General features: G+C 64.5%; 1 protein-coding gene. It reads right to left on the reverse strand.

Going from position 1 to position 1,720, the window contains the following annotated elements; genetic code table 11:
- Positions 1-113: 113 nt before the first annotated feature.
- Positions 114-1,502 carry an IS66 family transposase gene (tnpC, locus tag VGP39_RS00015; protein ID WP_327566063.1) on the reverse strand — a complete coding sequence of 463 codons (1,389 nt, stop codon included), beginning with the start codon at positions 1,500-1,502 and terminating at the stop codon, positions 114-116.
- Between the last annotated feature and the right edge of the window lie 218 nt (positions 1,503-1,720).

Consider the following 1,720-nt stretch of genomic DNA (forward strand, 5'->3'; position numbering starts at 1 on the left):
TGGATCGTACGTGATACGCGCTTTCAGATCGGCAAGGATTTGTGCTTTAGCTTTGCGATACCAGACGCTGCACCCGTCTGTAATCTGCAACTCATTGTAATCCAGGTAACTGCTCAACCCGGTGCGAGCACGGACTGGCCTGAGAGGGTCATTCGGACCGCCTGATATGCGTCGATCCCCTGCCGTGCCGCGGTGCCGACGACGGAGCGGAAGGCTGCGAACAGGTCCTTGCCCCAGTCGGAGCGGAAGCCGCCGGTGACCTTGCGGTAGGTGGCGGTTGGCCTGAGTTCGCGCTCGCTGGCGTTGTTGTCGGCGCCGACTTCGGGGTGATCGAGGAAGGTGAACAGATGGCCACGCAGCTTGCCGTATCGCTTGCGCAAGCGTCGGCCATCGCGTTGCGTGGGCGCCAGCGCCATGACCGCATCGAGTTCTCGCTCCAGTCGCTGGCGATACTGGCGGCGAGTGCTGGCTGCCAGATGATGCCGCCGCCGGGCCAGCACGAACGCGCGCAGCAGCAGCGCCTTCATGCGTGGTGCGAAGATCGCATCTCCCGCCTCGATGGCGAACGTGCAATCGCGCAGTTGATGCGCGAGGCAAATCTGCCAGCCGGCGGCGTGTCCCTGCTGCGCGCTGTAGAGATCGGACACCCAGATCGCCGGACGGTGGCCATCCATCACCTCGCCGACGACGCGCGCGCCGCGGCTGTGGCGGATCACGTGGATCACCACCTCGCCGTTCTGGAATACCCAATCCCAGCAGGTCTTTCCTGCGACGCGCACGGAGGTCTCATCGCAACACACCACGCGGGCACGCCGTAGCCGCGCCAGAATGGCGCCAATCTCGGCGTCGAAGCGCGGCATGGCGCGGCGGAATGTGGCGTCCAGAGCGCCTTGGCTGATGGCGAGGTCGAACAGTTCCGCCATCAGGCGGCACAGCCGGCGGTAGCTGATCGCATGGGTAAAGCGCAGATAGATCGCCAGCCCCACGATGTTGAGGCTGAACGGAGACCCCGGTTCCAGCCCGTCCGGCAGCGGCGCCAGCGTGGTGCCGCCGCAACCCTGGCAGTGACCGGCATATTGCTCCACCCGCGTGACGACCGGCTTGACCTTCGGCAGATCAATCTTGTCGTAGCGGGCGGCCAGCGTGTGATCGTCCGCGTGGAATGCGGCCTGGCAGTGGGCGCAGCACATCGGACGCGCCATCACCATCTCGTCGGGGTTCTCCGCCAGCAGTCGTCCGCCGCCCTTCCGCCCCAGGCTGCCCTTGCGCGGGCCCTCACGTTTGGGCTTGTCGGCGCGGTTGGCTTTCTTGCCCTGCGAGGGCGGCACGGAGGAGTTGTCCGGCGTCTTGGGCGGCTCACCCAGCTTGGACTCGAACTCGGCAACCCGCGACGTCAGTATCTGGACCTGCGTCGTCAGCATCTGAACATGCGCCCAGAGCGCTCGGATCAGCGCGTCCTTTTCGTCATGCGACAGGCAGGTGAGGTCGGGAAGCTCGGTCACCCGAAGCTTGAATCGTGGCCGCCGTGGTCACGTCAATGGCCGTTCGACCCTGCAGTCTACATACCGTCACCCGGGGGAGATGAGCAGATACGAGCACCATCACCTCGGTGACGAACTCGGTCATAAACGGGATATTTCCGAAGCCAAATCAGACGACCGGCGGTGAGGGCACGCAGAGAGGGCAGGAAATTCAGTTCACGATCACTTTCACTTCTCCG

Source organism: Bradyrhizobium sp. (assembly GCF_036009065.1).
In the GTDB taxonomy this organism is placed as follows: domain Bacteria; phylum Pseudomonadota; class Alphaproteobacteria; order Rhizobiales; family Xanthobacteraceae; genus Bradyrhizobium.